Here is a 24,667-nt window from a genome sequence, read left to right on the forward strand (position 1 = left end):
AACGAAGTATGGACGGGGCGGCGCGCCGGAGGCAAGTGCCGCGGCGCTCAGGCGAGCGAGAGGCCGAACAGGCGGTCCGCGTTGGCGGTGGTCGCGGCGGCGATTTCCTCCGGCGCCTGTCCGCGCAGCCCGGCCACGCAATGCAGCACCTCGGGCACGCGGGCCGGTTCGTTGCGCTGGCCGCGGTGGGCGGCGTCGGGCTGGTCGGGCGCGTCGCTCTCCAGCAGCAGGAACTCCAGCGGCATCGCCGCCACGATGCGGCGCAGCCGCTGCGCGCGCCCGTAGGTCACCGGCCCGCCGATGCCGAGGTGGAAGCCCAGCCGCCACAGCTGGCGAGCCTGCTCCTCGCTGCCGGAGAAGCTGTGCACCACGCCGCGCAGGCCAGGATGGGCGCGCAGGGTCAGGATCACTTCCTCCAGCGCGCGGCGCGCGTGCAAGATCACCGGCAGGCGGAGCTCGCGCGCCAGTTGCAACTGGCGCCGGAAGCAGTCGCGCTGCAAGCCGGCGTCGGCGTCGCCGTGGTAGAAGTCCAGCCCGATCTCGCCGACCGCCACCGCGCGGTGGCGCTCCAGCCACCCGGCGAGCGCCTCGACGTGCCCGGGCTGGTGCCGCGCCATGTACAGCGGGTGCAGGCCGTAGGCGGCATGCACGCCGTCATGTTGCCGCTGCAATGCGTCGATGCGGTCCCAGCTGGGGCGGTCGACGGCGGGCACGACCAGCGCGCGCACGCCGGCTGCCAGGCTGCGCGCCAGCACGGCCTCGCGGTCGGCGTCGAAGGCCGCGTCGTCGAGGTGGACGTGACTGTCGACCAGGGCTGGCATGCGCGATCCGGGGCGGGAATATCCAGGTTGTGATGCACTTCCGCCTCGCGCGGCGCGTTAAGGCCGCGTGACGGGAACGGTCTAAGTCGGATTCAGTATGGTAGAGGTTCAATGGCGACGCAGGTGAGGGGCCCTGCGACCGCATGGTGCCTCGCCATTTCCACCCGAGGAGAAATTCCATGAACAGGTTGACGGTCAATGTGCTTAATGTGGGGATCGCGGCGGCGCTCGCGATGAGCCTTTCGGCTTGCAACCGGGAAGCCAGCGCGGACGCCGGCGCAGCAGGCGCCACGGCCGCGCAGGAAAGCGCGCCGGCGCCCGCCGCCGCTCCGGCCGCGGAGGACAGCGGACCGAAGTACGCCAAGGTGGTCAGCGTCGATCCGGTGCGGCAGACGGTGAATACGCCGCGCCAGGTCTGCCACGACGAGGTCGTCAGCCACACCGAGCCGCCGAAGGACCAGCACCAGATCGCCGGCACCGCCATCGGCGCCGTGGTCGGCGGCGTGCTGGGTAACCAGGTCGGCGGCGGCAAGGGCAAGACGCTGGCCACCGTGGCCGGCGCGGTCGGCGGCGGCTATGCCGGCAAGAAGATCCAGGAGAGCCGCCAGCACGGCACCACCACCACCACGACCGAGCGCCGCTGCGAGACCGTCACCGACTCGTCCACCAAGGTGGTCGGCTACGACGTGCGCTACGAGTACAACGGCGTGACCCGCACCGTGCGGATGGACCACGATCCGGGCGACCGCGTGCAAGTGCAGGAGGGCGTGGTCGCGGTGTCGGATGCCCATTGACGATGACTTGCCAGAAGGAAGGAGGTGCGCGATGACGGTCCGCTTCAACGGATGGGCCCTGGCCTCGATGCTGGTCGCCAGCCTGGCGCTGGCCGGCTGCGAGACCAGCGGCCCCAGGTATGGCACCACCTACTCGTCGTCCGGCTACGGCTACAACGGCGGGCGCTGCAGCACCTGCGGCGTGGTGCAGAGCGTGCAGCAGGTGTACGTGCAGGGCGGCAACAACGGCACGCTGGGCGCGGTGATCGGCGCGGTGGCGGGCGGCGTGCTCGGCAACACCGTCGGCAAGGGCGACGGCCGCAAGGCCGCCACCGTGGGTGGCGCGGTGGTCGGCGGCGTGGTCGGCAACCAGGTCGGCAAGAACAGCGGCGGCGGCGACGTCGCCTGGCGCGTCGAGGTCCGCCTGGACAACGGCCAGTACGCCACGGTCACCCAGCGCGAGGACCCGGGCGTGCGCAACGGCGACTACGTCGAGGTGCGCGGCGACCGCGTGTATGCCAGGTGATTGGACGTCTGGACGTCCATTGAAAAAGCAGAAAGGCCATCCTCGCGGATGGCCTTTTCCTTTGTGAGGCGGCGCGGATGGCGCGCTTTCAGTTGACCGCGTAGAAGCGGTGCTCGCCGATGGTCGTGCCGGCGCGGTTGAGCGACCAGGACGGCGCGATGGCGACGGTGGCGAAGTGGTCGGCGTGCGGCACGTAGAGCCGGCGCTCCTTGAGCGGAAGCTCCCAGTTGTTGAGCGACTGCCCGGCGATCTGCCACGCCTTGCGGAAGGCGGCGAGGTTGTTGATGTCGAACGAGCCGGGCGTGGTGGTCACGGCGAACTGGTGCGGCGCGGTCACCACCTTGCAGACGGTGTCGCCCCACAGGCCGCGCTCGCGCCGCCGCAGCGCGACCTCGGCCACGGCCATCTGCCCCACGGTGGATTCGCTGCGCGACTCCAGATAGACCGTCGTCGCCAGGCAGGCCTGGTCGGCGACGGGCTGGGGGAGCACGGACGCTACCCACATCAGCAGGGAAAGTTTCATTGTCTGCCTCCAACGTGCTGTACGCGCCGGACGGAACCGCTGTCCGGCGCGCCGTTGCGGTGGACGGGCGGGCAGGCCGTTCCACCTGGATGGATCGCGCGGAGAAACTCTCAAGAGTCGCGCGACTTGCCACGGGATTGTGGCTCCCGACGGCTGATCCGGTGCCGGCGGGGCAAGTACTGCCTGGCGTTGTGCGGACCCTTTCGGTCCCTGGCACTGCATCGCTTCGCGCGGTGCGCGGAGCGGAACGCTCGTCTCCGGCTTTCGCCGGGTCGCGCCGATCCGGACCCCTCCGGTTCGTCGCGTCTTCCGGCACCCGTGGGCGATGGGTGCCGCCAAATTCGATCGGCGGAGCCTAGTGTCCGATGCCGGCTCTGGCAAGTGCCGGGTCGGCCCGGTTCATCTTTTGCTCACGTTTGTTTCACGCATCACGCGCGCATCGGCGACGTGCGCGCGTCGGCGAGCACGATGCCCACGCCGTCGATCGCCAGGGCGCCGCCTGCGAGTTGCTGTGCGTCGTCGTCGTGCATCACGGCGAGCGCTTCGCAACCGTCGCCGGCGGGCATCGCGTCGAGCACAACGATCTCGCGCACGCCGTCGCGCAGCAGGCTGCCCGGCGGCAGCGGCCGCGACAATACGACATGCTGCATATGCCGCTTGTGGCCGCCGCGATAGTGCAGGCGCGCGACGATTTCCTGCCCGGGATAGCAGCCCTTGTCGAGCGCGGTGGCGTGCAGCGCGTCCAGCGAGAGCGCGGGCGGCAGGAAGGTGTCCAGCGCCGCGGACGGAAGCCATGGCCAGCCTGCGCGGATCTGCGGCAAGCGCCATGCGTCGTCGCGCTGCGCGCCGACCACCAGCGAGTGCGTTCCGCAGCCGAACCGCAACACGCCGTCACCTGCTTCGACGGCGTGCACGGGCATCGCTTCGGACGTGCCCAGCGGCAGAGCGGAACCTGCGGCGAGCCTGACCCTGGCGCGCAGGACGTAGCGTTGCAGCGCGCCCGCGAGCGCGACCGCCTCGCCGCCGCGCAGCAGCAGCAGCAGGCGTTCGTCGGCCAGCCTGGCGAGATGGAACAGCGCGCGCACGCGCCCCTGCGGGTCGAGCCAGGCGCTGAACTGCCAGCGCCCGGTCTCGAGCGCGGCGAGGTTGCTGCTGAATTGCGCCTGCGCGAAGGCGACGGCGTCGGCGCCCTCGATCGATACGGTCTCGGCGGAGTAGTGGCTGGGCATGCGTGCGAGGTGGGGACGGCAGCGGCGGGGCACAAGCGCTTCCGATACCGGCGCGCGCGCGGGGCGTCAAGGTTGTGCCGACCCGGCCGCAGGTATTAGGCTTTTGCGGCTAACAACCATGTCCGATACATCCTCTCAAACCGGTTCCGAGCCCGTCGCCGCCGACATTGCGGAGCGTCCGGCTGCGCCCGCCATCCCGGCGGGCGGCAAGGAGCGGACGGAGCGAACGGCGCCGGATCCCACCCGCTACGGCGATTGGGAAAAGAACGGGCGCTGCATCGACTTCTGAGGTCGTCGGGCCGGCGTCTGCCGTCGACCCGCGGACCGCGGAAGCAGGGCGGTCGGGCATCAGCGATTCCACTCAAGGATAGCCGCCATGGCAGACACGCGACGACCGCTCTCTCCGCATCTCCAGATCTACAAATGGCAAGTGCAGATGGTGACCTCCATCCTGCACCGCGCCACCGGCATCGCCCTCTCGGTCGGAACCCTGCTCGTGCTGTGGGGGGTGTTCTCCCTCGCCAGCGGCGAAGACAGCTACAACCGCTTCAAGGCCTGCATCGGCAGCCCGGTCGGCATGGTGCTGCTGCTCGGCTGGACGTGGTCGCTGTTCTACCACCTGTGCAACGGCATCCGCCACCTGTTCCAGGACGGCGGCATGGGCTACGCCATCCCGCAGTTCGTCCGCTCCAGCTGGCTCTCCATCGTCGGCAGCATCGTGCTGACCCTCGTCGTGTGGGCCTACGTGCTGAGCTCGGGAGGTGCGGCATGAGCGCGAACGGACAGCAGCACGACGTGCGCAGCCAGCTGCGCAATCCCCTGAAGCGCGCGCGCGGCCTCGGCTCGGCGCATTCCGGCGTCGGCCACTGGTGGACGCAGCGCGTCACGGCCGCCGCCCTGGTGTTCCTCGCCCTGTGGTTCGTCGTGACGGTGCTGGGCGCGCTGCACGCCGACTACGCGACGGCGAGGAGCATCGTCGCCAGACCGTGGAACGCGGTGCTGCTGGTGGCCTTCGTGCTCACCGTGTGCTGGCACGCCGTGCTCGGCCTGCAGATCGTGATCGAGGACTACGTCCATACCCGCTGGAAGGAAGTCGCCCTCCTGGTGCTGGTGAAGTTCATTGCGGTGCTCGGCACGCTGGCGACGCTGATGGCCGTGCTGCACGTGGCGCTGGGAGCCTAAGGTCGATGGAAAGCTACAAGATCCAACAGCACAAGTACGACGTGATCGTGGTCGGCGCCGGCGGCGCGGGCCTGCGCGCCACCTTCGGCCTGGCCGAGAAGGGCCTCAAGGCCGCGTGCATCACCAAGGTGTTCCCGACCCGCTCGCACACCGTGGCGGCGCAGGGCGGCATCTCCGCCGCGCTGGGCAACATGGGCGAGGACGACTGGCGCTTCCACTTCTACGACACCATCAAGGGCTCGGACTGGCTGGGCGACCAGGACGCCATCGAGTACATGTGCCGCGAGGCGATCCCGGCGATCATCGAGCTGGAGCACTACGGCGTGCCGTTCTCGCGCACCGAGGAGGGCAAGATCTACCAGCGCCCGTTCGGCGGCATGACCACCCACTACGGCAAGGGCACCGCGCAGCGCACCTGCGCCGCGGCCGACCGCACCGGCCACGCCATCCTGCACACGCTGTACCAGCAGGCGCTGGCGCACGACGCCACGTTCTTCATCGAGTACTTCGCCATCGACCTCATCTTCGACGACGAGGGCGTGTGCCGCGGCGTGCTGGCGCTGGACATGAACGAGGGCACCTTGCATTTCTTCCGCGGCCAGGCGGTGGTGCTGGCCACCGGCGGCTACGGCCGCGCCTACTTCAGCGCCACCTCGGCGCACACCTGCACCGGCGACGGCGGCGGCATGGTGCTGCGCGCGGGCCTGGCGCTGCAGGACATGGAGTTCGTGCAGTTCCACCCGACCGGCATCTACGGCTCGGGCTGCCTCATCACGGAAGGCGTGCGCGGCGAGGGCGGCTACCTCACCAACTCCAACGGCGAGCGCTTCATGGAGCGCTACGCGCCGAACGCCAAGGACCTGGCCTCGCGCGACGTGGTCAGCCGCGCGATGACCATGGAGATCCGCGAGGGCCGCGGCGTGGGCGAGCACAAGGACCACATCCACATCAACCTGATGCACCTGGGCGCGGACGTGATCCACGAGCGCCTGCCGGGCATCGCCGAGTCGGCGCGCATCTTCGCCGGCGTGGACGTGACCAAGGAGCCGATCCCGGTCATCCCCACCGTGCACTACAACATGGGCGGCATCCCGACCAACTACCACGGCGAGGTGGTGCAGAAGCGCGGCGACGACGTGGACGCGGTGGTGCCCGGCCTGTTCGCCATCGGCGAGGCGGCCTGCGTGTCGGTGCACGGCGCCAACCGCCTGGGCTCCAACTCGCTGCTCGACCTGGTGGTGTTCGGCCGCGCGGCGGCGCTCCGCTGCGCCGAGATCATCCAGCCGGGCGCGCCGCACAAGGACCTGCCGGCCAGCGTGCTGGACAAGGCGCTGGCGCGCTTCGACGGCCTGCGCCATGCCAAGGGCGAGCTGCCCACCGCGAAGATCCGCCTGGAGATGCAGCGCACCATGCAGTCCGACGCCGCGGTGTTCCGCACCGGCGAGTCGCTCAAGGAGGGCTGCCGGAAGATCTCGAAGGTGTATGAGTCCTTCAAGGACGTCGGCGTCAGCGACCGCTCGCTGGTGTGGAACTCCGACCTGATCGAGACGCTGGAGCTGTCCAACCTGCTGGGGCAGGCCGTGGCCACCATGTACTCGGCCGAGCAGCGCACCGAGAGCCGCGGCGCGCACGCCCGCGAGGACTTCCCGGAACGCGACGACCACAACTGGCAGAAGCACACGCTGGTGTCGGTCGACGAGAACGGCGGGACCCGCTTCGACTACCGTCCGGTGCACATGTACACCATGACGGGCGACGTCGAGGTGGTGCCGCCCAAGAAGCGCGTCTACTGACTTGAGCACGGAACCCTAGCGGTTCTTCCGAACGTTGTACCGGCGCTCGCTAGCCGAGCCGTTGAGGCCAGCACGAACCTGTGAGGCAAACGTGGCAGAGTTTTCGCTACCCAAGAATTCCAAGGTCCAGCCGGGCAAGCACTATCCGGCGAAGGGCGCCAAGAAGCCGCGCACCTTCCGCATCTACCGCTGGAACCCGGACGACGGCCAGAACCCGCGCATCGACACCTACGAGGTCGACCTGGCCGCGTGCGGCCCGATGGTCCTGGACGCGCTGCTGAAGATCAAGAACGAGATCGACCCGACGCTCACCCTGCGCCGCTCGTGCCGCGAGGGCATCTGCGGCTCGTGCGCGATGAACATCGACGGCACCAACACGCTGGCCTGCACCAAGGCCATCGAGGACTGCGCCTCGGGCGACGTGAAGATCTACCCGCTGCCGCACATGCCGGTGGTGAAGGACCTGGTGCCGGACCTCACGCACTTCTACGCGCAGTTCGCCTCGATCCGCCCGTGGCTGCGCACGCAGAGCGCGGCGCCGGACCGCGAGCGCCTGCAGTCGCCGGAGGACCGCAAGAAGCTCGACGGCCTGTACGAGTGCATCCTGTGCGCCTGCTGCTCGACCAGCTGCCCGAGCTACTGGTGGAACGGCGACCGCTACCTCGGCCCGGCGATCCTGCTGCAGGCCTACCGCTGGATCGTCGACAGCCGCGACGAGGACACCGGCGCCCGCCTGGACGACCTGGAAGACCCGTTCAAGCTGTACCGCTGCCACACCATCATGAACTGCGCGCGCACCTGCCCGAAGGGCCTCAACCCGGCCAAGGCGATCGCGGAGATCAAGAAGCTGATCGTGGAGCGCCGCTCGTAAGAAGCGTCGCCGCAAAGCGGCGACGCCGTTCTTCCTTCCCCCCTCCGGGGAGAAGGTGCCCGCAGGGCGGATGGGGGGCGGGCGCTCGCGGCAGGGCCGATCGAAGGCTTTTCTTGGATATGGGCATATCGCAAGATCGGCCCCTCACCTCAATCCTCTCCCCGGCGGGGAGAGGAGGCGAAGGAGGCGCTTCGCGCATCGTTTCTTTATGGAAGAGGCCCGCATCAAGCGCCTGCGCTGGCGCACGCGCCGCGGCACCCGCGAGCTCGACGCGCTGTTCGGCGGCTGGCTGGACGAACGCTTCGCCGATGCCGACGAGGCGCAGCGGCAGGCCTTCGACGAACTGCTCGACGTGCAGGACCCGGACCTGTGGGACTGGGTGATGGGCCACGCGCGCGCGCCGCGCGCGGACTGGCAGGCGATCATCGATGACATCCGCGCCCGCCATCGGCTTTGAGTACCGGCCCTCGCGGCTGTTCGTGCGCGTGGCGCTGGCGGTCGCCGCGCTGGCGCTGCTGGCGGTGCTGCTGTGCGGGCTGGCCGGATGGCTCAAGGCGGCGCTCGCCATCCTGCTCGCGGCGGCCACCTGGCGCGCGTTGCGGGTGGCGTCGCGCGTGCCGGTGACGGCCGCGGGCTGGGCCGGCGACGGCCAGTGGACGCTGCGCCTGGCTTCCGGCGCCGACGTGCCGGCGACGCTGGCCTCGCACCGCGTGATCGGCTCGCTGGTGCTGCTGCGCCTGCATGCGCGGGAGCTGGGCGAGGTCGCGCTGCTGCTCGGCGGCGACAACAGCGACGCGGACCTGCGCCGCCGCCTGCGCATGCGGCTGGCCCTGCCGCAGCCCGGCACGGGGGACTGACGGCACTTTCCCGGGGCAGCGCTGTCCCAGCGAATGCCTGATAATGCGCCCACGGGCGGCCCGCCCACCGACTCCACTGCGACCGCCCATGTTCCGACCGCTCGAGCTCTTCATCGGCCTGCGCTACACCCGCGCCAAGCGGCGCAACCAGTTCATCTCCTTCATCTCCGCGGTGTCGGTGGTGTGCATCGCGATCAGCGTGACCGCGCTGATCACCGTGATGTCGGTGATGAACGGCTTCGACGACGAGCTGCGCTCGCGCATCCTGGGCGCGATCTCGCACGCCACCGTGTCGGGCCTGCCCGGCGAGAGCGTGCAGGACTGGCGCAGCGCGGTGAAGGTGGCCGAGGCCAACCCGCACGTGAAGGGCGCCGCGCCCTACGTGGAGACCGAGGCCTTCCTGCAGGCGCGCCGTCCCAGCGGCGCGCTGGTGCGCGGCGTCGAGCCGGGCGAGGAGCCCAAGGTGTCCGACATCGGCCGCCACATGGTCGAGGGCAAGCTGTCCGACCTCACCCCGGACAGCTGGAACATCGTGCTCGGCAAGGAGCTGGCGCTGCAGCTGGGCGTGGGCGTGGGCGACCGCGTCACCATGGCGGTGCCGGAGTTCCGCGCCACGCCGATGGGCAGCGTGCCGCGCCTGCGCGCCTTCCACGTCAGCGGCATCTTCGAGATGGGCATGCAGGAGTTCGACTCCGGCCTGGCGCTGGTCAACATGGGCGACGCCGAGAAGCTCAACGGCCTGGACGGCCCCACCGGCATCCGCCTCAAGCTCGACGACCTGTTCAACGCGCGCCCGGTGGCGCGCGAGCTGGCCGGCGCGCTGGGGCAGGTCTACCGGGTGGAGACCTGGATGGACAGCCACGCCAACTTCTTCTCCGCGATCTCGATGGAGAAGAAGGTGATGTTCATCATCCTCTCGCTGATCATCCTGGTGGCGGTGATCAACCTGATCTCGATGCTGATGATGCTGGTGACCGACAAGCAGGCCGACATCGCGATCCTGCGCACGCTGGGCTCCACGCCGCGCAGCATCATGGGCATGTTCATGGTGCAGGGCGTGCTGGTGGGCCTGGTCGGCACCGCCTTCGGCGTGGGCCTGGGCTCGCTGCTGTCGTGGCGGTTGCCGGGCATCGTCAGGTGGATCGAGCACGTCACCGGCGTGACCTTCCTCTCGCCCGACGTGTATTACATCAGCGAGCTGCCCAGCAAGCTGCAGGCCGGCGACGTGGGCTGGGTGGCGCTGGTCACCTTCCTGTTCTCGCTGCTCGCCACGGTCTATCCGGCGTGGCGCGCCTCGCGCACCCAGCCGGCGCAGGCCCTGCGCTATGAGTAAGCCGATGACCGCCATGCCAGACGCCGTCCTGCGCGCCAGCCACGTCGCCAAGACCTACGAGGAGGGCGACCTCAGGACCCCGGTGCTGACCGACGTCAGCTTCGCGCTGAAGCGCGGCGAGACGCTGGCGATCGTCGGCGCCTCCGGCTCGGGCAAGAGCACGCTGCTGCACATCCTCGGCGGCCTGGACACGCTGTCCGGCGGCGAGGTGGAGGTGGACGGGCGCGTGCTGTCGAGGCTCTCCGACGCCGAGCGCGGCCGCGTGCGCAACCGCTCGCTGGGCTTCATCTACCAGTTCCACCACCTGCTGCCGGAGTTCACCGCGCTGGAGAACGTGTGCATGCCGCTCTTGATCCGCGGCACCGCGATCGGCGAGGCGCAGCAGCGGGCGATCGCGCTGCTGGAGCGGGTGGGGCTGGGCGCGCGCCTGCACCACAAGCCGGCGGAGCTCTCCGGCGGCGAGCGGCAGCGCTGCGCGGTGGCGCGCGCGCTGGTCACGCGGCCGGCCTGCGTGCTCGGCGACGAGCCCACCGGCAACCTCGACGAGGCCAACGCGGCGCAGGTCTACGCGCTGATGCTGGAGCTCAACCGCGAGATCGGCACCAGCTTCATCCTGGTCACCCACGACAACCGGCTGGCCGCGCGGATGGACCGCACGCTGCGGCTGCACAACGGGGTGCTGGAGTCCTACAGCCACGATTGAGCCGTGGCGGGTTCCGGGATCGCGGCCGGAGGCCGCTCCCACAGGAGAGGGGCGGCGACATGGTGGGAGCGGCCTCCGGCCGCGATGACCCACGCATGCCGCGCGGCCTGCCTACACGACTTTCAGCCGCTTCCCCGCGCCGACCGCGCTAGCCTGCCCGCATTCCGGCCATGGACGGGGAACGGAGCGCAGGGATGCCGCGCGCGACCACAACGGCGATCGCCTTCCTGCTCGGCGTGCTCGCCGTGCAATGGCTGCCGCGGCTGCCGCCGGGCTGGAGCCTCGCGCTGCTGGCGCCGGTTGCGGCGCTCGCCGGCTGGCGCTGGCCGCGCCTGCGTCCGCTCGCGCTGTGCCTGCTCGGCTTCGCATGGGCCACCTGGCGCGGCGGCCTGGCGATGGACCTGCGCCTGCCGCGCGAGCTGGAAGGGCGGGACGTGCTGGTGACCGGCCGCGTCGACGGCCTGCCGCTGGTCCGCGACGATGCGACGCGGCTGGCCTTGACGGTCGAGCGGGCCGCGCTGGATGGCCGGCCGTTGCCATTGCATGGGCGGATCGAGCTGTCCTGGTACGACCGCGCGCCGCCGGTGCCGCCATGCTCGCGCTGGCAACTGCTGCTGCGCCTGAAGCGCCCGCGCGGGCTGCTCGATCCGGGCGCGAGCGACGCCGAGCGCGCGGCGCTGGAGCGGCGCGTCGCGGCGGTCGGCTACGTGCGCGAGGACCCGCGCAACCGTTCCCTCGGAGAACCGTCGGCCTGCCTCGACGGGCTGCGCGACCGCATCGCCGCCGGCATCGCCGCGCGCGTGCGCGATCCGCACGACGCGGCGCTGCTGCGGGCCTTCACGGTGGGCGACACGCGCGGCCTCGACCGGCACGACTGGGCGGTGGCGCGCGCCAACGGCATCCCGCACCTGATCGCGATTTCCGGCTTCCACGTCGGCGTGGCGGCGATGGCCGGGGCGGGGCTGGTGGGCCTGTGCTACTGGCTGTGGCCGGCGCTGGCGCTGCGCGTGCCGCGACTGCCCGCACAGGCGCTGAGCGCGGTGGCCTCCGCGGCCGGGTACGGCGCGCTGGCCGGCTTCGGCCTGCCCACGGTGCGCACGCTGCTGATGATCGCGGCCGTGGCCGGCGCCCGCTGCGGCCGGCGCCACGCGGGCGGCGCCCACTCGCTCGCGCTGGCCCTGCTGGCGATGCTGCTGGCCGATCCGCTGGCGGTGCTGGCGGCCGGCTTCTGGCTGTCGTTCCTCGGCGTGGCCTTCCTGATGCTGTGCCTGTCGGCGCGCGGCCGCGGCCTGCGCGGCTTCCTGCACGAGCTGTCGGCCGGGCAGCTGGTGATGACGGTGGCGCTGCTGCCGCTGGGCATGTGGTTCTTCGGCGAGGCCTCGCTGGTCGGCGCGCTGTCCAACCTGGTCGCGGTGCCGTTCGTGAGCTTCGTGATCGTGCCGCTGGCGCTGGCCGGCATGGCGCTGCTCGGGCTGGGCCCGCCGCTGGCCGGTCCGGTGCTGCGCGGGGCGGGCTGGCTCGCCCACGCGCAGTGGTGGCTGCTCGAGCGCATGGCGCAATGGCCCGGCGCGCACTGGTACCTGCCGGAGGTGCGGCCGTGGGCGCTGGTGCTGGCGCTGCTGGGCGCGCTGTGGCTGTTCGCGCCGCGCGGCCTGCCGCTGCGCGCCTGCGGCGCGCTGCTGTTCCTGCCCCTGCTGTGGCCGCCGCGGGAGGCGTTGCCGGACGGCGCCTTCCGCGCCTGGGTGCTGGACGTGGGGCAGGGCCTGTCGGCGGTGGTGCGTACCGAACACCACGCGCTGGTCTACGACGCCGGCGCGGCCTATCCGTCCGGCTTCGACCTGGGCGAGGCGGTGGTGGCGCCGGCGCTGCACGCGCTCGGCATCGGGCGGCTGGACGTGCTGATGGTCAGCCACGCCGACAACGACCATGCCGGCGGCGCGGCCGCGGTGGCGGAGGCCTTCCCGGAGGCGGCGCGCTACGCCGGCGAGCCGGAACGCATGGCGTTGCCGATGCAGGGCTGCCGCGCCGGGCAGGCGTGGCAGTGGGATGGCGTGCGCTTCCGCGTGCTGTGGCCGGCCGCAGGAACGGGACAGGCGAAGGACAACGACCGCTCCTGCGTGCTGCTGGTGGAAGGCGCGGGCGGCCGTCTGCTGCTGACCGGCGATATCAGCGGCCGCGTCGAGCCGCAGGTGGCCGCGGCGCTCGGGGACGGCGACGGCCGCGCGCTGGCGCTGCTGGTGCCGCACCACGGCAGCCGCACTTCCTCGGGCGCGGCCTTCATCGCCGCGCTGCGGCCGTCGCTGGCGCTGGTGTCGGCCGGCTGGCGCAACCGCTTCGGGCATCCGCATCCGCTGGTGCTGCGGCGCTACGCGCAGGCCGGCGTGCCCGTGCTGAACACCGCCGAGGCGGGCGCGATCATGCTCGACGCGCCGGCGGACGGGCCGCCGCGGGCGGCGGAGCTCCGGCGGATGCGCGAGCGGCGCTACTGGCGCGAGTAGTCCGTCGCAAAACCGCAGGGTGCGCCCCCCGCCGGAAGCGCGGACGCGCGGGCCCGGACTGCTATGATGACGCCCCCTTCCACCGACCGCAGCGTGCGGGAGTCGTCGTGCTCGAGATTCTGATGGCTGGCGGGTGGGCGATGCTGCCCATCCTGATCTGTTCGGCGGTCGCCCTGGCGATCGTGCTGGAGCGTTGCTGGACCCTGCGCCGCAAGTCGGTGCTGCCCGAGGGCCTGGGCGACGAGGTGCGCCAGTGGGCGCGCACCGGCCAGCTCGACCCGGCGCACCTGCAGGCGCTGTCCGAGGGCTCGCCGCTGGGCCAGCTGCTGGCCGCCGCGCTGTCGGTGCGCAACCGCCCGCGCGAGCAGATCAAGGAGCGCATCGAGGACACCGGCCGCCACGTGGTGCACCGCATGGAGCGCTACCTGAACACGCTGGGCACCATCGCGCTGATCGGCCCGCTGCTCGGCCTGCTCGGCACGGTGATCGGCCTGATCCGCATGTTCATGCAGGTGATGGCCGGCGGCATGGCCGACCCGACCAAGATGGCCGGCGGCATCGGCGAGGCGCTGATCTGCACCGCCACCGGCCTGATCGTGGCGATCCCGGCCTACGTGCTGCACCGCTACTTCCGCTCCAAGGTGGCCGGCTACTGCGTGGCGATGGAGCAGCAGGCCACGCTGCTGCTGGACGAGCTGACCGCCGCGCCGGCCGCGGCGCCGCGCGCGCGCCGCGCCGCGGCGGCGGCCGAGCAGGGCGCGGGCTGATCGCATGCGCATCGGCAACGACCGCCGCGGCGACGACTTCGAGATCAACGTGGTCTCGCTGATCGACGTGCTGCTCACCCTGCTGATGTTCTTCGTGCTCACCACCACCTTCGTGCAGCACTCGCGCATGCAGGTGACCCTGCCCAGGGCCAGCACCGAGGACCGCGACATGCAGGCGCCCGCGCTGACCGTGATGATCGACCGCGACGGCCACAGCTACGTGGGCAGCGACGAGGTGCTGGGCGAGGGCGTGGAGCCGCTCAAGCAGGCGATCGCCCGCGCGGCGGGCGACGACCGCGAGCGCCCGGTGGTGATCCGCGCCGACGCGATGACCCCGCACCAGTACGTGGTGACCGCGATGGACGCGCTGGGCCAGCTCGGCTTCACCCGGCTGTCGATCGCCACCACGCCGGACCGCGCGGCGGACAAGCCGTGAGCCAGCCGAAGAAGAAGATCGACTGGGCGCAGACCTGGAGAGTCTACCGGCGCCTGCTCGGCTACCTGGTGCCGTACCGCTGGATCGGCGTGGGCACCATCGTCGGCCTGATCCTCGACGCGCTGGGGCAGACCGCCTTCGTGCAGTTCATCAAGCCGATGATCGACGACCTGTTCGTCAAGAAGGACACGCAGGCGATCTTCTGGCTGCCGATCTACATCCTGGCGGTGGCGGTGGTGCGCGGCGTCGCCTCGTACGGCTCAGACTACGGCATGGGCATCCTGAGCCGCGGCGTGGTGCAGGACATCCGCAAGGACGTGTTCGCCAGCTACCTGCGCCTGCCGGTGCGGTACTTCTCGCAGGAGGCCTCCGGCCAGCAGATCTCGCGCATCACCTACACCGCCGACCAGGTGGCCAAGGCCTCCACCTCCGCCTTCAAGTCGATGCTGCAGGACAGCCTGCTCGCCATCGGCATGGTGGCCACCATGCTCTACAACAGCCCCTACCTGGCCCTGGCGCTGCTGGTGCTGGTGCCGGCGATGGTGTGGCTGGTCACCTGGATCAGCCGGCGCTACCGGCGCATCAGCCGGCGCGTGCAGGACACCATGGGCACGGTGGCCGGCGCGGTGCGCGAGGTGGTGGACGGCCACCGCGAGGTGCGCATCTTCGGCGCCCAGGCCAGCGAGCAGCGCCGCTTCGACGAGGTGGCCGAGCGCACCGCGAGGTTCAACCTGAAGATCTCCTCCACCAGCGCGCTGTCCAGCGCGATGGTGCAGACCACCGCGGCGCTGGCGCTGGCCGGCATCGTGTGGCTGGCGACGCTGCCGTGGGAGATCGGCCGCATGACCGCGGGCACCTTCACCGTGGTGATGTTCGCGATGATCGGCCTGATGACGCCGCTCAAGCGCCTGACCAACGTGCAGGGCGACATCCAGCGCGGCGTGGCGGCGGCGGAGGAGCTGTTCGAGATCATCGATCTGCCGGCCGAGCGCGACACCGGCAACCGCGTCGTCGAGCGCAGCCGCGGCGACGTCCGCTTCGAGGGCGTCAGCCTCGCCTACACCGAGGCCGCCGGCAACGTGCTGCACGGCATCGACCTGCATTGCCCGGCCGGCTCGGTGACCGCGCTGGTCGGCCGCTCCGGCAGCGGCAAGACCAGCCTGGTCAGCCTGCTGCCGCGCTTCCTCGTGCCCACCGGGGGGCGCATCCTGCTGGACGGCGAGGACTACCTCTCCCTCACCCTGGACTCGCTGCGCCGCCAGATCGCCTGGGTGGGCCAGGACGTGATGCTGTTCGACGGCACCGTGGCCGAGAACATCGCCTACGGCGAGCTGGCCGGCGCCAGCGAGGCGGAGATCGTGCGGGCGGCCGAGGCCGCCAACGCGATGGAATTCGTGGCGCGGCTGCCGCAGGGCATCCATTCGCCGATCGGCGAGGCCGGCAGCCTGCTGTCCGGCGGGCAGCGCCAGCGCATCGCCATTGCCCGCGCGATCCTCAAGAACGCGCCGATCCTGATCCTGGACGAGGCCACCAGCGCGCTGGACACGCATGCGGAACGGCTGATCCAGCAGGCGCTGAACGAGCTGATGCGCAACCGCACCACGCTGGTCGTGGCGCACCGGCTGTCCACCATCGAGGGCGCCGACCAGATCGCGGTGATGGACCAGGGACACATCGTCGAGCGCGGCACCCACGCGCAGCTGCTGGCGCTGGGCGGGCACTACGCGATGCTCCACCGCATGCAGTTCCACGACCGTCCGGCCGACTGAGCCCCGCGCCATGGCGATCGAGGACACGCTTGCCTCGGCCTGGTACGGCGATGCGCGTCCCCCCTGGTGGACCCGTCCGCTGGCCGCGCTGTACGGCGGCGTGGCGGCCTGCCGGCGCCGGCTGTACGGCAGCGGCCTGCTGCGCAGCGAGTGCCTGCCGGTGCCGGTGCTGGTGGTCGGCAACCTCACCGCCGGCGGCACCGGCAAGACCCCGCTGACCATCGCCCTGGCCGAGGCGCTGCGCGAGCGCGGCCGGCGCCCCGGCGTGGTCAGCCGCGGCTACGGCGGCCGCCGGCGCGGACCGCTGCTGCTCGGCGACGAGCCGGACCCGGCCGAGGTCGGCGACGAGCCCTGCCTGATCCGCGCCGCCGGCGTGCCGGTGGCGGTGGGGCGCGACCGTCCGGCGGCGGCGCGCCTGCTGGCCGAGGCCGGCTGCGACGTGGTGATCGCCGACGACGGCCTGCAGCACTACCGGCTCGCGCGCGACGTGGAGATCTGCGTGGTGGACGGCGCGCGCCGCTTCGGCAACGGCCGCCTGCTGCCGGCCGGCCCGCTGCGCGAGCCGCTGGCGCGGCTGCGGACGGTGGATTTCGTGGTCTGCAACGGCGCCGCGATGGAAGGCGCCGCGACCATGCGGCTGGAGGGGGCGGAAGCGGTCGCGCTGGCCGGCGGAGCCCGCAGGCCGCTGGCGGATTTCGCCGGGCGCGCGGTGCATGCGGTGGCCGCCATCGGCAACCCGCAGCGCTTCTTCGACGCCCTGCGCGCGCGCGGCATCGAGGTGATCGGGCACGCCTTTCCCGACCACCACGCCTTCGCGCCCGCCGACCTCGCGTTCGGCGACGACCGGCCGGTGCTGATGACCGACAAGGACGCGGTGAAATGCCGCCGCTTCGCGCAGCCGCACTGGTGGCGCGTGCCGGTGCGCGCCGAGTTGCCGGCAGGATTCATCGAAGCCGTGGCCGCCCGGCTGGAGGCGGCGCGGAAGCCGGCGGTGCGGGGCGGCGGCGCCTAGAACGTTTCCGGTCCCGGAGCGCAAGGCATCCGGGCAGACCCGGTCCGTAAGAGGTTGTTCACGGTTTCCCGTGCCCGCCGGAGCTGCCTGTGCGTGGGCCAGGGAAGCGCGAAGGCACACGGAGAGGCGCCATGGGTGGCGCCGGCTTTGAGGCGCGAAGAGTGGACGCCGCTCCGCGACTGCGCGGCATGGCGGAACGGGGGGATGGCCGGGGCATCGCGGCCGGAGGCCGCTCCCACAAGGCTGGCGGGGCCCCGTGGGAGCGGCCTCCGGCCGCGATCAGCCCGATGCCTGCACGGCAGATGGCCTCGAAGGAGCGGGCGCAGCGAGTCACCCGGCTAGGTGCGCCGCGCGAGGCACGCCAACCCCCGGTTCCGCGCACCCGGGTTGCGACGCCCGCCGCCATACCCTATGATGCGTTCCATCGTATTAACGCATTAGTACATTATGAAGCGCCGTTCGCTCGATCCCGAAACGCCGGTGGAGTCCGCCGAGCAGAGCCTGTGCGAGGCACTGCTCTCGCTGCGCAGCGCGGAGGAGATGCAGGCCTTCCTGCACGACCTGTGCACGCCGGCCGAGCTGGAGGCGCTGGTGGACCGCTGGCGGGTGGTGCCGTACCTGCTGGACGGGCTGTCCTACCGCGAGATCCACGAGCGCACCGCGGTGAGCATCACCACCATCGGCCGGGTGGCGCGCTTCCTCAACCAGGGCAGCGGCGGCTACCTCGCCGCCGCCGCCCGCGCCGCGCGCCGCCGCGCGGCCGCACGCAAGGCCAAGGCATGAAGACCCGCGACCGACTGCGCATCGCCATGCAGAAATCCGGCCGGCTCACCGAGCCGGCGCTGGAGCTGCTCAAGCGCTGCGGACTCACCTTCCGGCAGAGCCGCGACAAGCTGTTCTGCTTCGGCGAGGGCGAGCCGGTGGACCTCTTGCTGGTCCGCGACGACGACATCCCCGGCCTGATCGCGCAGGGCGTGTGCGACCTCGGCATCGTCGGCCGCAACGTGCTCGACGAGTTCGCGCTCACCGCCGGCCGCGACGTGGCGCCGCTGGCCGAATGGCGCGCGCTGGGCTTCGGTCGCTGCCGGCTGTCCATCGCGGTGCCGCAGGAGATGGACTATCGCGCGCCGTCGGACCTGGCCGGGCTGCGCATCGCCACGTCCTATCCCGGCCTGCTCGGCGCATGGCTGCGCGGCCAGGGCGTCGGGGCGGGCGTGGTGACGCTGGCCGGCTCGGTGGAGATCGCGCCGCGCCTGGGCACGGCGGACCTGATCTGCGACCTGGTGCAGAGCGGCGGCACGCTGGCCGCCAACCAGCTGCGCGAGACCGAGGTGCTGCTGGAGAGCGAGGCGGTGCTGGCCGGGCCGCAGACGCTGCCGGCCGACGAGCGCGGCGACATGATCGAGCTGCTGTTCCGGCGGCTGGACGGCGTGATCCAGGTGCGCGAGTCGCGCCTGCTGCTGCTGCAGACCTCGCGCGGCGCGCTCGACGCGGTGGTGCGGCTGCTGCCGGGCGGCCCGCAGCCCACGCTGCTGCCGGTGGCCGGCCAGCCCGACCAGCTGATGCTGCAGGCGCTGTGCGCGGGCGAGGTGAGCTGGCGGCAGCTGGAGGAGATCAAGAAGGCCGGCGCGCGCGAGATGTTCGTGCTGCCGGTGGAGAAGATGCTCGCATGAGGGCTGATTCTCGCTCTGGTCGCCATCCCGGCGGAAGCCGGGTTCCAGTGGCTCCGGGCAGTCGGAGGCAAAGGCACTGGATGACCAGCCCTTCGGCTGTTGAAAGGCGCCTCCTGCTTTCGCAGGAATGACGGGTGGAAGCCGGATTGCTTGGACCATTCTCGAGATGCAGACCGACATGAAAAACGTGGCTTGCGCGAAGGGCCGGATGGCATGAGACGGATCGACTGGAACGCGCTCGACGACGCCGGCCGGCGCGAGGCGCTGGCGCGTCCCGCGCAGTCGCGCGCCGCGGAGCTGAAGGCCGGCGTCGCCGCCATCGTCGCGCAGGTGCGCGCGCGCGGCGACGCGGCGCTGCGCGAGCTGAGCGCGGAATACGACGGCGCCGCGCTGGATGCGCTCGAGGTTTCCGAAGCGGAGTTCGACGCCGCCGAGGCCGCGCTGGACGAGCCGCTGAAGGCGGCGATCCGCGAGGCGGCCGCGCGCATCGAGGCCTTCCACCGCGCCGCCGCGCCGCAGCCGGTGGCGGTGGACACCGCGCCGGGCGTGCGCGTGGAGCGCGTGCTGCGCCCGATCGCCCGCGTGGGCCTGTACGTGCCCGCCGGCAGCGCGCCGCTGCCCTCGACCGCGCTGATGCTGGGCGTGCCGGCGAGGATCGCCGGCTGCCGCGAGGTGGTGCTGTGCTCGCCCGCGCGCGCCGACGGCCGCTGCGACGCCGCCGTGCTGTACGCCGCGCGCGTCACCGGCGTGCGCCGCGTGTTCAAGCTGGGCGGCGCGCAGGCGATCGCCGCGATGGCCTACGGCACCGGCAGCGTGCCCAGGTGCGACAAGCTGTTCGGTCCCGGCAACGCCTGGGTGACCGAGGCCAAGCTGCAGGTCTCGGCCGAGCCGGACGGCGCGGCCATCGACATGCCGGCCGGCCCGTCGGAAGTGCTGGTGATCGCCGACCAGGCGGCCGATCCGGCCTTCGTCGCCGCCGACCTGCTCTCGCAGGCCGAGCACGGGCCGGATTCGCAGGTGATCCTGCTGTCCGACTCGGCCGCGCAGCTCGACCGCGTGGCCGCCGAGGTGGCGCGCCAGTGCGCGGCGCTGCCGCGCGGCGCCATCGCCGGGCGCGCGCTGGCGCAGAGCCGGTTGATCCTGGTGGATTCGCTGGCGCAGGCGGTGCAGGTGAGCAACCTCTACGCGCCCGAACATCTGATCCTGCAAGTGACGCAGCCGCGTGCGCTGCTGCCTGCGGTCGAGAGCGCCGGCTCGGTGTTCCTCGGCGCCTGGACGCCCGAGTCGGTGGGCGACTACTGCAGCGGCAGCAACCACGTGCTGCCGACCTACGGCTACGCGCGCAGCTACAGCGGCGTGTCGGTGGCGAGCTTCCAGAAGCAGATCACCGTGCAGGAGCTCAGCGCCGACGGCCTGCGCGCGATCGGCCCGTGCACCGCCACGCTGGCCGCCGCCGAGCAGCTGGAGGCGCATCGCCGCGCGGTGGCGCTGCGGCTGGCCGCGCTCGACGGCGCCGCCGCGGAGCGCCGCGCATGAGCGTGCTCGATCTCGCGCGGCCGGACATCCGCGCCCTCCAGCCGTATTCCTCGGCGCGCATGGAGGCCAGCGGCGGCCGGGTGCTGCTCAACGCCAACGAGTCGCCGCTGGCGCCGTTCGGCGACGAGGGCCTCGGCGCCAACCGCTATCCCGATCCGCAGCCGGCCGCGCTGGTCGGGGCGCTGGCCGCGCTGTACGGCGTACGCCGCGAGCAGGTGCTGGTCGGCCGCGGCAGCGACGAGGCGATCGACCTGCTGGTGCGCGCGTTCTGCCGCGCTGGGCAGGACGCGGTCCTGGTGCAGCCGCCGACCTTCGGCATGTACGCGGTGTGCGCGCGCATCCAGGGCGCGGCGGTGCTCGAGGCGCCGCTGGCCGCGGATTTCTCGCTCGACGCCGAGGCGCTGCTCGCCGCGGTGACGCCGGCGGTGAAGCTGGTGTTCGTCTGCGCGCCCAACAACCCCAGCGGTCGCGGCGTGCCGCGCGCGACCGTCGAAAGGCTGGCGCAGGCGCTCGCCGGCCGCGCGCTGCTGGTGGTGGACGAGGCCTACGTCGAGTTCGCCGACGAAGGCAGCGTGGCCGACCTGCTGGACCGCCACGAGCACCTCGCCGTGCTGCGCACGCTGTCCAAGGCCTGGGCGCTGGCCGGCGCGCGCGTCGGTGCGCTGCTGGCCGACCCGCAGGTGATCGGCCTGCTTCGCCGCATCCTGCCGCCGTACCCGCTGCCGCTGCCCTGCGTGCAGGCCGCGCTGCGCGCGCTGTCCGGCGAGGGCCGGGCGCAGACCGCCGCGCGCGTCGCGCAGGCGCGCGCCGAGCGCGCGCGCATGGCCGCGGCGCTGGCCGCGCTGCCGGGCGTGCGCGCAGTGCTGCCCTCGCAGGCCAACTTCCTCGCCGTGCGCTTCGACGACGCGGGCGATGCCTACCGCCGCCTGCTCGACGCCGGCATCGTGGTGCGCGACGTGCGCCGCTATCCCGGCCTGGCCGACGCGCTGCGCATCACCATCGGCACGCCGGAGGAGAACGACCGCGTGCTGGACGTGCTCGCTTCCGGTCGGAACGCTGCCGGCGAAGCGGCCCTTTTGAAGGGGCCGGTCCTGGAGGGCCGGGGTTTTGCCGAGGGGCCGGCATCATGAACGCGACCCGCAAGATCCTCTTCGTCGACCGCGACGGCTGCCTGATCGTCGAGCCGCCCGACGAGCAGATCGACAGCTACGACAAGCTGGACCTGCTGCCCGGCGTGGTCGCCGCGCTGCAGCGCTTCGTCGCCGCCGGCTACGAGCTGGTGATGGTCACCAACCAGGACGGGCTGGGCACCGACGGTTTTCCCGAGGAACATTTCCGTGGGCCGCACGAGCTGCTGATGCGCATCCTCGCCTCGCAGGGCATCCGCTTCCGCGAGGTGCTGATCGATCGCAGCTTCCCGCACGAGGGCCGGGACACGCGCAAGCCCGGCACCGGCCTGCTGCGCCACTACCTCGCCGACGACGGCTGGAGCCGCGCCGCCTCGGCGATGGTGGGCGACCGCGAGACCGACCTGCAGTTCGCCGCCAACCTGGGCGTGCGCGGCTTCCGCGTGGGGCCGCAGGGCATCGGCTGGGCCGAGGTGGCGCACCGGGTGCTCGACGCGCCGCGCATCGCCAGCGTGCAGCGGAACACCAGGGAGACGCGCATCAGCGTGCGCGTGGACCTGGACCAGGCCGCCGAGCCGAGGGTGCGCACCGGCCTGGGCTTCTTCGACCACATGCTGGAGCAGATCGGCAAGCACGGCGGCTTCGCGCTGGAGCTCGACTGCGACGGCGACATCCACATCGACGAGCACCACACCATCGAGGACTGCGCGCTGGCGCTGGGCCAGGCGCTGAGGCAGGCGCTGGGCGACAAGCGCGGCATCGGCCGCTACGGGTTTTCGCCGGACGATCTGCCGTTGCAGGAAACCCAGGCATCCGGCAGGCTCGGCTTCACGCTGCCGATGGACGAGTCGCGCGCCAGCGCCGCGCTGGACCTGTCCGGCCGCCCGTACTTCGTGTTCGAGGGGCGGTTCCCGCGCGAGCGCGTGGGCGAGGTGCCCACCGAGCTGGTGCCGCACTTCTTCCGCTCGCTGTGCGAGACGCTGGGGGCCAACCTGCACCTGTCCGTGCGCGGCGAGAACGCGCACCACATGGTCGAGGGCTGCTTCAAGGCGGTGGCGCGCGCGCTGCGCCAGGCGATCCGCCGCGAGGGCAGCGAGCTGCCCAGCACCAAGGGGGCGCTCTGATGGCGGTGGTCCTGGTCGACGCCGGCGGCACCAACATCGGCTCGGTGCGCTACGCGCTGCAGCGGCTGGGCGTGGACGCCGAGCTGACCGCCGACGCGGAGGCGATCCGCGCCGCCGACAAGGTGATCCTGCCCGGCGTGGGCGCGGCGGGGCCGGGCATGGCGCGGCTGCGCGAGCTGGGGCTGGTGGACGTGGTGCGCGGCCTCGCCCAGCCGGTGCTCGGCGTGTGCCTGGGCATGCAGCTGCTGTGCGCGCATTCGGAGGAGGGCGACACCGCCTGCCTCGGGCTGATCGACGCGCCGGTGCGCCGCTTCCAGGAGAGCGCCACGCTGCGCGTGCCGCAGATGGGCTGGAACCGGCTCGCGCAGGCCAGGCCGCATCCGCTGCTCTCGGGGCTGGGCGAGGACGACTGGGCCTACTTCGTGCACAGCTACGCCGTGCCGGTGGGCCCGTGGACCCTGGCCACCGCCGATTACGGCGGGCCGTTCTCGGCGGTGGCCGCGCAGGGCAACTTCCACGGCATGCAGTTCCACCCCGAGCGCTCGGCCGCGGTCGGCGCGAAGCTGCTCGGCAACTTCCTCAGGCTATGAGCTTCCAGACCATTCCCGCGATCGACCTGCGCGGCGGCAAGGTGGTGCGCCTGAAGCAGGGCGACTACGCGCAGCAGACCACCTACGGCGACGACCCGCGCGCCCTCGCCGCGCGCTACGCGCAGGCCGGCGCGTGCTGGCTGCACCTGGTCGACCTCGACGGCGCGCGCTCGGGCAGCCTGGAAAACCTCGCGGTGATCGAGGCGATCGCGCGCCTGGGGCTGAACGTCCAGGCCGGTGGCGGCGTGCGCGTGCAGGCCGACGCGCGGCGCCTGTTCGACGCCGGCGTGGCGCGCGTGGTGCTGGGCAGCGTGGCGATCCGCGAGCCGGAGACCGTCGCGTCGTGGCTGGCCGAATACGGCAGCGAACGCCTCGTCATCGCGCTCGACACGCGCCGCGTCGACGGCCGCTGGACCCTGCCAAGCGACGGCTGGACCGAGACCGGGGCGCGCACGCTGGACGAGCTGGCGCCGTGGTACGCCGCGCATGGCGCGCGGCACCTGCTGTGCACCGACATCGACCGCGACGGCATGCTGGCCGGCTTCAACCTCGACCTCTACCGCCACCTCGCGGACGTCGCGCCGCAGCTCGCCGTGCAGGCCTCCGGCGGCGTGCGCTCGCTGGACGACATCCGCGCCGCGCGCACGGCCGGCGCGCGCGGGGTGATCCTCGGCCGCGCGCTGCTGGAAGGGCGCTTCACGGTGGAGGAGGCGCTGGCATGCTGAGCCGCCGCATCATTCCCTGCCTGGACGTGCGCGAGGGCAAGGTGGTCAAGGGCGTGCGCTTCCGCGACCACGTGGTGATGGGCGAGATCGTCGACCTCGCGCTGCGCTACCGCGACGAGGGCGCCGACGAGCTGGTGTTCTACGACATCACCGCCAGCCCCGAGGGCCGCAGCGTGGATCGCGCCTGGATGGAGCGGGTGGCGCGCGCCATCGACATCCCGTTCTGCGTCGCCGGCGGCATCCGCAGCGTGGAGGAAGCGCGGGCGGTGCTGCATGCCGGCGCGGACAAGGTCTCGGTGAACTCGCCCGCGCTGGAGCGCCCCGGGCTGATCGACGAGCTGGCCGCCGCGTTCGGCGTGCAGTGCGTGGTGGTGGGCATCGACAGCCTGCGCGACGCCGACGGCGAATGGCGCGTGCGGCAGTACACCGGCGATCCGGGCAAGACGCAGGCGCTGGCGCGGCGCACGCTGGACTGGATCGACGAGGCGCAGCGCCGCGGCGCGGGCGAGATCGTGCTCAACTGCATGGGCAGCGATGGCGTGCGCCGCGGCTACGACCTGGAGCAGCTCTCGGTGGCGCGGGCGGTGTGCCACGTGCCGCTGGTGGCCTCGGGCGGCGCCGGCGCGCCGGAGCATTTCCGCGATGCGTTCGTCCAGGCCGACGTGGACGGCGCGCTGGCCGCCAGCGTGTTCCATGCCGGCGCCATCGCCATTCCCGCGCTCAAGCGCTACCTGCGCGGGCAGGGCGTGACGGTGCGGCTTTAAAGGCAGGAGAGAGTGCAGAGGAGTGAGAGAAAGCC

At 72.2% G+C, this 24,667-nt stretch carries 27 protein-coding genes; 24 read left to right on the plus strand and 3 right to left on the minus strand.

Annotated features, from left to right (window positions below; translation table 11 throughout):
* Positions 1-47: 47 nt before the first annotated feature.
* A complete protein-coding gene (locus tag C7456_RS01355; protein WP_109721971.1) occupies positions 48-821 on the minus strand; it encodes a TatD family hydrolase in 774 nt (257 codons plus the stop codon).
* Positions 822-1,000: 179 nt separating this feature from the next.
* On the opposite strand from C7456_RS01355, the gene C7456_RS01360 reads away from it, so the two are divergent.
* Both C7456_RS01360 and C7456_RS01365 read left to right on the plus strand, forming a co-directional pair.
* Entirely contained in the window at positions 1,001-1,615 is a 615-nt protein-coding gene (locus C7456_RS01360) for a glycine zipper 2TM domain-containing protein (protein WP_109721972.1), read from the plus strand.
* Positions 1,616-1,646: 31 nt separating this feature from the next.
* Positions 1,647-2,120 (plus strand): outer membrane lipoprotein, encoded by a 474-nt coding sequence (locus C7456_RS01365; RefSeq protein ID WP_109721973.1) that lies wholly within the window; start codon positions 1,647-1,649, stop codon positions 2,118-2,120.
* Positions 2,121-2,208: 88 nt separating this feature from the next.
* Here C7456_RS01365 and C7456_RS01370 read toward each other — a convergent pair whose 3' ends face one another.
* Positions 2,209-2,643 (minus strand): cell wall hydrolase, encoded by a 435-nt coding sequence (locus tag C7456_RS01370; RefSeq protein WP_109721974.1) that lies wholly within the window; start codon positions 2,641-2,643, stop codon positions 2,209-2,211.
* A 428-nt stretch (positions 2,644-3,071) separates the two neighbouring features.
* A complete protein-coding gene (ygfZ, locus tag C7456_RS01375; protein ID WP_109721975.1) occupies positions 3,072-3,872 on the minus strand; it encodes a CAF17-like 4Fe-4S cluster assembly/insertion protein YgfZ in 801 nt (266 codons plus the stop codon).
* Positions 3,873-3,990: 118 nt separating this feature from the next.
* Between ygfZ and C7456_RS01380 the strand changes: the two genes are divergently transcribed.
* The 22 genes from C7456_RS01380 (at position 3,991) to hisF (ending at position 24,632) form a co-directional block, all read left to right on the plus strand.
* The gene (locus C7456_RS01380; RefSeq protein ID WP_109721976.1) at positions 3,991-4,161 is read left to right on the plus strand and encodes a DUF1674 domain-containing protein; all 171 of its coding nucleotides are present in this window, start codon (positions 3,991-3,993) and stop codon (positions 4,159-4,161) included.
* 87 nt (positions 4,162-4,248) lie between these two features.
* Positions 4,249-4,644, plus strand: a complete 396-nt coding sequence (sdhC, locus tag C7456_RS01385) for a succinate dehydrogenase, cytochrome b556 subunit (protein ID WP_109721977.1) — start codon at positions 4,249-4,251, stop codon at positions 4,642-4,644.
* Positions 4,641-5,054: a succinate dehydrogenase, hydrophobic membrane anchor protein gene (gene sdhD, locus C7456_RS01390; protein ID WP_109721978.1), complete on the plus strand. Its 414-nt coding sequence runs from the start codon at positions 4,641-4,643 to the stop codon at positions 5,052-5,054. Before sdhC ends, sdhD begins: the two co-directional genes overlap by 4 nt.
* A 5-nt stretch (positions 5,055-5,059) precedes the next feature.
* Positions 5,060-6,847 (plus strand): succinate dehydrogenase flavoprotein subunit, encoded by a 1,788-nt coding sequence (sdhA, locus tag C7456_RS01395; protein WP_109721979.1) that lies wholly within the window; start codon positions 5,060-5,062, stop codon positions 6,845-6,847.
* A 91-nt stretch (positions 6,848-6,938) separates the two neighbouring features.
* Complete coding sequence (locus C7456_RS01400; RefSeq protein ID WP_109721980.1) at positions 6,939-7,718, plus strand: succinate dehydrogenase iron-sulfur subunit; 780 nt, start codon at positions 6,939-6,941, stop codon at positions 7,716-7,718.
* A gap of 208 nt (positions 7,719-7,926) precedes the next feature.
* Positions 7,927-8,175 (plus strand): FAD assembly factor SdhE, encoded by a 249-nt coding sequence (locus C7456_RS01405; RefSeq protein WP_109721981.1) that lies wholly within the window; start codon positions 7,927-7,929, stop codon positions 8,173-8,175.
* Positions 8,147-8,575 carry a hypothetical protein gene (locus C7456_RS01410; RefSeq protein WP_109721982.1) on the plus strand — a complete coding sequence of 143 codons (429 nt, stop codon included), beginning with the start codon at positions 8,147-8,149 and terminating at the stop codon, positions 8,573-8,575. The genes C7456_RS01405 and C7456_RS01410 overlap by 29 nt, the downstream gene beginning before the upstream one ends.
* An 88-nt stretch (positions 8,576-8,663) precedes the next feature.
* Positions 8,664-9,908: a lipoprotein-releasing ABC transporter permease subunit gene (locus C7456_RS01415; RefSeq protein WP_109721983.1), complete on the plus strand. Its 1,245-nt coding sequence runs from the start codon at positions 8,664-8,666 to the stop codon at positions 9,906-9,908.
* A 13-nt stretch (positions 9,909-9,921) separates the two neighbouring features.
* Positions 9,922-10,611, plus strand: coding sequence for a lipoprotein-releasing ABC transporter ATP-binding protein LolD (gene lolD / locus C7456_RS01420; RefSeq protein ID WP_245889734.1), 690 nt, complete (start codon positions 9,922-9,924; stop codon positions 10,609-10,611).
* 194 nt (positions 10,612-10,805) lie between these two features.
* On the plus strand, positions 10,806-13,109 hold the full coding sequence (locus C7456_RS01425) for a DNA internalization-related competence protein ComEC/Rec2 (protein ID WP_109721985.1): 2,304 nt from the start codon (positions 10,806-10,808) through the stop codon (positions 13,107-13,109).
* Between the two features lie 122 nt (positions 13,110-13,231).
* A complete protein-coding gene (locus C7456_RS01430; RefSeq protein ID WP_109722114.1) occupies positions 13,232-13,876 on the plus strand; it encodes a MotA/TolQ/ExbB proton channel family protein in 645 nt (214 codons plus the stop codon).
* 4 nt (positions 13,877-13,880) lie between these two features.
* On the plus strand, positions 13,881-14,312 hold the full coding sequence (locus C7456_RS01435; protein ID WP_109721986.1) for an ExbD/TolR family protein: 432 nt from the start codon (positions 13,881-13,883) through the stop codon (positions 14,310-14,312).
* A complete protein-coding gene (gene msbA, locus C7456_RS01440; RefSeq protein ID WP_109721987.1) occupies positions 14,309-16,081 on the plus strand; it encodes a lipid A export permease/ATP-binding protein MsbA in 1,773 nt (590 codons plus the stop codon). Before C7456_RS01435 ends, msbA begins: the two co-directional genes overlap by 4 nt.
* 10 nt (positions 16,082-16,091) lie before the next feature.
* A complete protein-coding gene (lpxK, locus tag C7456_RS01445) occupies positions 16,092-17,093 on the plus strand; it encodes a tetraacyldisaccharide 4'-kinase (protein WP_109721988.1) in 1,002 nt (333 codons plus the stop codon).
* A gap of 447 nt (positions 17,094-17,540) precedes the next feature.
* Complete coding sequence (locus C7456_RS01450; protein WP_109721989.1) at positions 17,541-17,876, plus strand: YerC/YecD family TrpR-related protein; 336 nt, start codon at positions 17,541-17,543, stop codon at positions 17,874-17,876.
* Positions 17,873-18,766 carry an ATP phosphoribosyltransferase gene (hisG, locus tag C7456_RS01455; protein ID WP_109721990.1) on the plus strand — a complete coding sequence of 298 codons (894 nt, stop codon included), beginning with the start codon at positions 17,873-17,875 and terminating at the stop codon, positions 18,764-18,766. Before C7456_RS01450 ends, hisG begins: the two co-directional genes overlap by 4 nt.
* 213 nt (positions 18,767-18,979) lie before the next feature.
* Positions 18,980-20,302, plus strand: a complete 1,323-nt coding sequence (gene hisD, locus C7456_RS01460) for a histidinol dehydrogenase (RefSeq protein WP_109721991.1) — start codon at positions 18,980-18,982, stop codon at positions 20,300-20,302.
* Entirely contained in the window at positions 20,299-21,432 is a 1,134-nt protein-coding gene (gene hisC / locus C7456_RS01465) for a histidinol-phosphate transaminase (RefSeq protein ID WP_109721992.1), read from the plus strand. The genes hisD and hisC overlap by 4 nt, the downstream gene beginning before the upstream one ends.
* Positions 21,429-22,553, plus strand: coding sequence for a bifunctional histidinol-phosphatase/imidazoleglycerol-phosphate dehydratase HisB (hisB, locus tag C7456_RS01470; protein ID WP_109721993.1), 1,125 nt, complete (start codon positions 21,429-21,431; stop codon positions 22,551-22,553). Before hisC ends, hisB begins: the two co-directional genes overlap by 4 nt.
* Entirely contained in the window at positions 22,553-23,143 is a 591-nt protein-coding gene (gene hisH, locus C7456_RS01475; RefSeq protein WP_109721994.1) for an imidazole glycerol phosphate synthase subunit HisH, read from the plus strand. The genes hisB and hisH overlap by 1 nt, the downstream gene beginning before the upstream one ends.
* A complete protein-coding gene (gene hisA, locus C7456_RS01480; protein ID WP_109721995.1) occupies positions 23,140-23,868 on the plus strand; it encodes a 1-(5-phosphoribosyl)-5-[(5-phosphoribosylamino)methylideneamino]imidazole-4-carboxamide isomerase in 729 nt (242 codons plus the stop codon). The genes hisH and hisA overlap by 4 nt, the downstream gene beginning before the upstream one ends.
* Complete coding sequence (hisF, locus tag C7456_RS01485) at positions 23,862-24,632, plus strand: imidazole glycerol phosphate synthase subunit HisF (RefSeq protein WP_109721996.1); 771 nt, start codon at positions 23,862-23,864, stop codon at positions 24,630-24,632. Before hisA ends, hisF begins: the two co-directional genes overlap by 7 nt.
* Positions 24,633-24,667: the final 35 nt, after the last annotated feature.

The organism is Fulvimonas soli (assembly GCF_003148905.1).
Lineage (GTDB): Bacteria > Pseudomonadota > Gammaproteobacteria > Xanthomonadales > Rhodanobacteraceae > Fulvimonas > Fulvimonas soli.